The sequence below is a fragment of the Rhodococcus sp. EPR-134 genome, from assembly GCF_001647205.1.
In the GTDB taxonomy this organism is placed as follows: Bacteria; Actinomycetota; Actinomycetes; order Mycobacteriales; family Mycobacteriaceae; genus Rhodococcus_F; species Rhodococcus_F qingshengii.
Map to the genome: position 1 here is coordinate 1 of NZ_LVCT01000154.1, position 6,482 is coordinate 6,482.

At 63.2% G+C, this 6,482-nt stretch carries 7 protein-coding genes and 1 pseudogene; 6 read left to right on the forward strand and 2 right to left on the reverse strand.

Going from position 1 to position 6,482, the window contains the following annotated elements; all coding sequences use genetic code 11:
• From A2J01_RS06835 to A2J01_RS06845, 3 genes and pseudogenes are all read left to right on the forward strand, one after another.
• A pseudogene (locus tag A2J01_RS06835) lies at positions 1-205 on the forward strand (ATP-binding protein); the annotation flags it as partial.
• The gene (locus A2J01_RS06840) at positions 202-921 is read left to right on the forward strand and encodes a M50 family metallopeptidase (protein WP_064112381.1); all 720 of its coding nucleotides are present in this window, start codon (positions 202-204) and stop codon (positions 919-921) included. The pseudogene A2J01_RS06835 and the gene A2J01_RS06840, both read left to right, overlap by 4 nt.
• A 173-nt stretch (positions 922-1,094) precedes the next feature.
• On the forward strand, positions 1,095-1,931 hold the full coding sequence (locus A2J01_RS06845) for an SDR family oxidoreductase (protein WP_030536530.1): 837 nt from the start codon (positions 1,095-1,097) through the stop codon (positions 1,929-1,931).
• Between the two features lie 54 nt (positions 1,932-1,985).
• On the opposite strand, the gene A2J01_RS06850 is transcribed toward A2J01_RS06845, so the two are convergent.
• Both A2J01_RS06850 and A2J01_RS06855 read right to left on the reverse strand, forming a co-directional pair.
• Positions 1,986-2,993: an NAD(P)H-dependent glycerol-3-phosphate dehydrogenase gene (locus A2J01_RS06850; protein ID WP_003940093.1), complete on the reverse strand. Its 1,008-nt coding sequence runs from the start codon at positions 2,991-2,993 to the stop codon at positions 1,986-1,988.
• 97 nt (positions 2,994-3,090) lie between these two features.
• Positions 3,091-3,819, reverse strand: a complete 729-nt coding sequence (locus A2J01_RS06855) for a FadR/GntR family transcriptional regulator (RefSeq protein ID WP_030536531.1) — start codon at positions 3,817-3,819, stop codon at positions 3,091-3,093.
• Between the two features lie 133 nt (positions 3,820-3,952).
• Here A2J01_RS06855 and A2J01_RS06860 point away from each other — a divergent pair, with 133 nt between their 5' ends.
• The 3 genes from A2J01_RS06860 (at position 3,953) to A2J01_RS06870 (ending at position 6,398) form a co-directional block, all read left to right on the forward strand.
• Entirely contained in the window at positions 3,953-5,341 is a 1,389-nt protein-coding gene (locus tag A2J01_RS06860) for a GntP family permease (protein ID WP_003939838.1), read from the forward strand.
• Positions 5,342-5,353: 12 nt separating this feature from the next.
• Entirely contained in the window at positions 5,354-5,884 is a 531-nt protein-coding gene (locus A2J01_RS06865) for a gluconokinase (RefSeq protein WP_030536532.1), read from the forward strand.
• 76 nt (positions 5,885-5,960) lie between these two features.
• Positions 5,961-6,398, forward strand: coding sequence for an SRPBCC family protein (locus A2J01_RS06870; RefSeq protein WP_064112382.1), 438 nt, complete (start codon positions 5,961-5,963; stop codon positions 6,396-6,398).
• Positions 6,399-6,482: the final 84 nt, after the last annotated feature.

Genomic DNA, 6,482 nt, shown 5'->3' on the forward strand with positions numbered 1-6,482 from the left:
CATGCGCGCCATGGCCGATCTCGCCGGTGACGACGGGCCCGTCGCAACCGCGAAGATCGCCGTCGAGTTGGGGCGCAAACCGGCTTCCCTGTCGCCGGCACGGGATGGACTGATCAAGAAGGGGCTGATCTATTCGGCAGAACGTGGATCCATCGGATTCACGGTCCCGCACTTCGGCCGATACCTGCGCGGACAAGCGGAGTGAACGCGCTCGAAACCGCGTGGGATCGGGTGGCGGCGCTCAGTCCCAATCCGCCGGTGTGGGTGGTTCAACTGGCCGCGTTGATCGCCGTGATCATCGTTCTCGAACCACACCTGTGGCGGATCGCCCGCAACGTCGTCACCATCGCACACGAGGGCGCTCATCTGATCGTCGCCGTCCTGGTCGGCCGACGGTTGAAAGGTCTTCGCCTGCATTCGGATACGTCGGGTGTCGCGATTTCGTCGGGCAAACCGACCGGCTTCGGCGTCATTCTGATGACGTTCGCGGGGTACGTCGGACCGTCGATTCTCGGACTCGGCGCGGCCGGGTTGTTGGGCGCGCAGCGTGCGGTCTCGGTGCTGTGGATCGGCGTATTCGTCATCGCGGTGATGATGGTCCTGATCCGAAACCTCTACGGAGTCTTCTCACTTGCAGTCGTGGGAGCCGTGTTGTTCGGGCTCGTCTGGTGGGGGACCCAGGAGCAGCAAGTGGCCGCAGCGTACTTCCTGTCGCTCTTCCTCCTCTTTGCCGGACCACGCCCGGTCGTGGAACTTCAACGGCAGCGAATGCGACGAGGCGGGGCACCGGACTCGGACGCCGACCAATTGGCCAGGCTCTCACCGATACCCGCGATCGTCTGGGTCGGGTTGTTCCTGCTCGTGAACGTCGCGGTGCTCGTGCTCGGCGGATGGTGGATTCTGCGCCCGGTGGGTGGCTGACCGGATTGATCCGTTGTCCCGTCAGGACAACGGACCAACGATTGTTGATGCTCTGCGGACGTAGTCATCGCGTGAAGGCGCTCATATCGTGGAAGTCGACGAGTGGTCGTGCCGGGACTTCCCGCGGCCACACCCGCAACGACGAAGACCGTCGACGATGACAAGGATTCGTTTTGGACGACAAGAACTTCCGGGGACGAACCGCGATCATGTCCGGGGGAAGCCGTGGCATCGGACTTGCCATCGCCCGTGCGATAGCGCGCCGCGGCGGAAATATCGTGTTGCTCGCCAAGACCGATACGCCGGATCCCAGGCTGCCCGGAACTATCCACACGGCTGTGGACGAGTTGAACGAGCTCGAGGGTCATGCCGTTCCGGTCGTCGGCGACGTGAGGAACGACGACGACATCGCGCGGGCCGTGGCTGCAGCGGTAGAGCACTTCGGTGGCATCGACATCGTGGTCAACAACGCGAGCGTCCTCGACATCTCGAAAACCGAAGATCTCGCGATGAAGCGATTCGATCTGATGCAGCAGGTCAATGTCCGTGGTACCTTCGCGCTCACCCGCGCGTGCCTTCCGTACCTTCGGGTTTCGGCCAATGCGCACGTGTTGACGCTGTCGCCGCCGCTCAACTTTTCGCCGCACTGGTTGGGTGCTCATCCGGGCTACATGTTGGCCAAATACGGAATGACATTGGCGGCCTTGGGCATCGCCGCAGAGTATTCAGGTGCACCGATTTCGAGTAATTGCCTGTGGCCGGAGACCATGATCGCCACGGCTGCTGTCGGAAACCTGCTCGGGGGAGACGACAGTATCGAGCACTCGCGTTCACCCGAGATCATGGCCGATGCGGCTGTCGAGATTCTCGGGCGTCCCGCCGGCACGGATACCGGTCGTACAGTGCTCGACGTCGAGATCTTGCGCGAGGCGGGGATCTCGGATTTCTCGCAGTACGGCGGTCGGTCACCGTTGGCGATCGACATCTTCGTCGACGCTCCAATTTCGTGATCTCGGGCGATCTACAGGTATCTAGCCAAATCGCTAGATACCTGTAGATCTTCCTCACGCCACTTCGTGCTCGCCGCCCGGGGCAACCTTCTGAAGTCCGCGATATGCGTCGCTGGCACTTTGGCGACCGCCGATGACGGCCTCGACCTCCGCGGCAATCGGCATGTCGACACCGTATTCACGGGCCAGATCCATGACGGTGGGGGCAGTCTTCACGCCCTCGGCAACCTGGCCGAGCTTGGCGACCGCCTCCTCGACGGTCAATCCCTGCGCCAGAGCTTCGCCGACGCGACGGTTCCGAGAAGTCGGAGCCATGCAGGTGGCAATCAGATCGCCGACGCCCGTCAAGCCGGCAAAGGTGCGCGGGTTGGCGCCCATCGCTTCACCGAGTCGAGTCATCTCGGCGAGGCCGCGTGCGAGCACCATCGCACGAGTGTTGTCACCGACTCCCAGGCCGTCGGCCATGCCCGAGGCGATGGCAACGATGTTCTTGAGGATGCCGCCGAGTTCGCAGCCGAGCACGTCGGTGTTGCGGTAGACGCGGAAGACCGACGACGCGAACAGGGGTTGCAGCGCGGCGGCGACGCGATCGTCCTGGGTGGCCACGACCGATGCCGCGGCCATGCCGTCGACGATCTCCTTGGCGATGTTGGGGCCTGCGAGCAATCCGACGGGATGGCCGGGCAGGCACTCGGCGATCACTTCGGTGGGGCGCTGCCGGGTGCCGGGCTCGAGACCCTTGGACAGTGACAACACCGGGACCCACGCCCGAACCTCGTTGGCGATCTCGGCGAGGGTGGAGCGAACGGCGTGCGATGGCACCCCGCATACGAGTACGTCCGCTTCGCGGGCGGCTTCGACCAGATCCGAGGTTGCCTTGAGCCCCTTGGGAAGTTTGCGCTCACCAAGGTATTTGGAGTTGGTCCGTTGCGAATTGATCTCGTCGGCTGCTTCGGAATTGCGTGCCCACAACAGGGTCGGGGTGTTGCGGGCAGCGAGGCCGGCCACCGTGGTTCCCCACGATCCGGCACCGAGGACGACGACGCGTACCGGGCGGGCCATCAGAGTGCGCTGTTCTGGGTAGCGAGTGCTGTCATGGCGCCAAGCGTTCCACTTGCGGAGCAGTTGCGGGCCAATTCCGCCGAGTCTGTGGCTCGACTTACAGATGAGGCGGCGGTTCGGGGCTTTCGCGCATTGTTTCGACCGCTTCTGCGGATTCCGCGACGATCGAGCGCATGGCGGCTTCCGCGGCGTCGGCGTCCCCGGCCTGAATAGCAGATGCGACCACTCCGTGCAGGTGAATCGCTTCGGGGTCGGCCTCGTGGGGCATCAACGAGTGGCGGGTGCGGCCTTCGAGTATCTCGACGACGATCTGCGACATCGCCCGCAGCATCGGGTTACCGGAGGCGGCGAGCAGGGTGCGGTGGAAGTCGGAGTCATGGCCGAGATAGGCGCCGGTATCGGCAGCGCGAGAGGTAGCTGACATGCCGATGACGGCTGCAGTGAGAGCGCCGCACTGCTCAGGTGTGGCGCGAGTTGCGGCGAGTCGCGCAGCCAGAGGTTCGATGCCGGAACGGAGTTCGCTGAGGATAGACAGCTGCTCGAACCGATCAGGACCGGCCAGTTGCCAGCGGATGACATTGGGGTCGAGCGAGTTCCAGTGTTCGGAGCCCAGGATGGTGATTCCGACGCGTCGACGAACCGAGGCAAGTCCGAGGGATTCGAGAACGCGGACAACTTCGCGGATGACGGTTCGCGACACGTCGTAGCGCGTTGCCACCTCGTCGGCGGAGATCGTGGTACCCGGAGCGAGCACACCACCGACTATGTCTTGGCCGAGCTGTTCCAGCATCGAGTCGTGTAACTGCTGAAACGGGACAGAAGGCATACGTAGATCGTCCCATGCGTATGGAGTAAGCCCGGTGGAAGCCGAATAAATACTACAAATTAGTGTCTGCTCTTGAAATTGTAGGTTAATTAAGGAACAGTGACCTCAATCACTCATCGGACTGGGAGTCCCTATGAACACCACAGCATTGCTGGCGGCCGAGGTCGTCCCCGCTGGTAGCGACGCACGATTGATCATCGCTGCAGTCGCCGGCGTCGCGGTTATCATCGCGCTGATCACCTGGCTCGACCTGCACCCCTTCCTCGCACTGTCCATCGGTGCGGTTGGTGTCGGTCTGGCGGCCGGCCTCGGATCGGCCGAGTCGGTCGCGGCGTTCGCCACCGGCTTCGGGTCGACCATGGGAAGCGTCGGAATCCTGATCGGTTTCGGCGCGATGTTCGGCAAACTCCTCGCCGATTCCGGCGGTGCCGACCGAGTGGTCGACACGCTGGTCGGCCGCTCCAGCACCAAGGCGCTTCCGTGGACCATGGCTCTGGTCGGCGCAGTGATCGGTCTGCCGATGTTCTTCGAAATCGGTCTCGTCCTGTTGATGCCGGTCATCATCCTCGTCGCGCGGCGTTCCGGCTTGTCCCTGATGCGCATCGCGATCCCCACCCTCGCCGGCCTCTCGGCCATGCACGGGTTGGTTCCCCCGCACCCAGGGCCGCTGGTTGCAGTCTCGGCTTTGAACGCAAACCTCGGCCTCACCCTCGCGCTCGGTGTCCTCGTCGCGATCCCCACTGTTGTTCTCGCCGGACCGGTCTTCAGTAAGTACGCCGCGCGGTGGGTCGACGTGAAGGTCCCGGATCTTTTTGTCACAGGCGAAGATCGAGGCGAGGAAGAGAAGAAGCAGCGTCCCTCGTTCGCGGCTACTCTCGCAGCGATCCTCCTGCCGGTTGTTCTCATGCTGGGCAAGGCATTTGCAGACGTGATCGCACCCGATTCCGAGGCACTACCCAAGTCCGTCCTCGACTTCCTCGGAACACCCGTTGTGGCTTTGGGTCTCGCGGTTCTGGTTGGAATGGTGCTGTTGGGTCGCGGCGGCGGAATGGACCGCAAGGCCATCTCGAAGTCACTCGAGAGTTCCCTACCTCCCATCGCAGGCATCTTGTTGATCGTCGGCGCCGGTGGCGGTTTCAAGCAGGTCCTGATCGACACCGGTATCGCCGGAGTGATCGCCGACGCGATCAAGGGCAGCAGCCTCCCCGTGCTGTTCCTGGCCTGGCTGGTAGCGGTATTGATCCGCGTCGCAACAGGTTCGGCAACGGTGGCAACGGTGACGGCGTCGGGCATCCTTGCTCCGGTTGCGGCAGACCTCTCGTCCGCACATGTCTCGCTGATGGTCTTGGCGATCGGTGCGGGCTCGCTCTTCCTCTCGCACGTCAACGACGCCGGATTCTGGTTGGTGAAGGAGTATCTGGGCGTCAGCGTGGTACAGAACCTCAAGACCTGGACCGTGATGGAATGCATCATCTCGGTATCGGGCCTGGCCGGAGTGCTCGTGTTGAGCGCATTCATCTAGGTAGGCGAGCACATGAACACCGAAGCGGCACAGCAGAAGCAGTATCCCGTGCTCGTCCTGATGGGTGTCTCGGGTTCGGGAAAGTCGACGGTCGGCGGCATGCTCGCCGGAGCGATGGGTTGGGACCTTCAAGAAGGCGACGATCTCCACCCGCAGGCGAACATCGACAAGATGGCGACCGGGCATCCGTTGAACGACGAAGACCGCTGGCCCTGGCTCGACAAGATCGCCGTCTGGATCAAGAGCCATACCGACGCCGGTCAGCCGGGCATCGTCACGTGTTCGGCACTCAAGCGCAGCTACCGCGACGTGCTTCGCGGTGAGCACGTCGTGTTCGTGCACCTCGCCGGTTCGCGGGATCAGATCGGCCAGCGATTGACCGCTCGCCTCGATCACTACATGCCCGCCTCGCTGCTCGACTCCCAGATCTCGACACTCGAGGCCGTCGACCCGGACGAACAGGCCATCGTCGTCGACGTGGGCGGGAGTCCCGCCAAGATCGCGGAGGAGATCCTGCGACGGGTGGAGACATTCGAATACTGAGCAAGCCCGGCGTGTAGGCACCCGCGGTTCGGGTTACGGTGCTTGGGTGACTGCTGCTGCGCAGACGGACTGAACCGTGACCGACTTCGACTTCCACAGCGTCTGGACGCTGCCTGCCTCTGCTGACCGCGTCTACGAGGTTCTCGCGGATGCCGAACGGTATTCGCAGTGGTGGCCTCAGATACGCCGAGTCGGGACGATCGACGAGCATTCAGGCTCCATGTCCATCCGCAGCGCTGTCCCTCTGACGCTGCTGGTCTTCGGGCGACGCGAGGTGGAAGACTCAGTTGACCACTTTCTGAAAGTGCGTCTCACCGGCGCAATGACCGGGTGGAGTAGCTGGGCGGTGCGCCCCGCTGGATCTGGTTGCACAGCCGAATTTCGGCAACAGGTAGCGGTGTCCGGAGCGCTTGGTCTGGCCGCGAAGGTCGCGAAGCCGCTGTTCGAGTGGAATCATGAAGCGATGATGCGTGGAGGGCACCGCGGACTGTGCGCATATCTCTCCCCGCCGTGATCGCGACCAGAACTTGCACACGCTCGAGCAATTGATCCATACCCGTCGTGTCATTTTGACGCAGCGTCAGTTATCGTTCACATC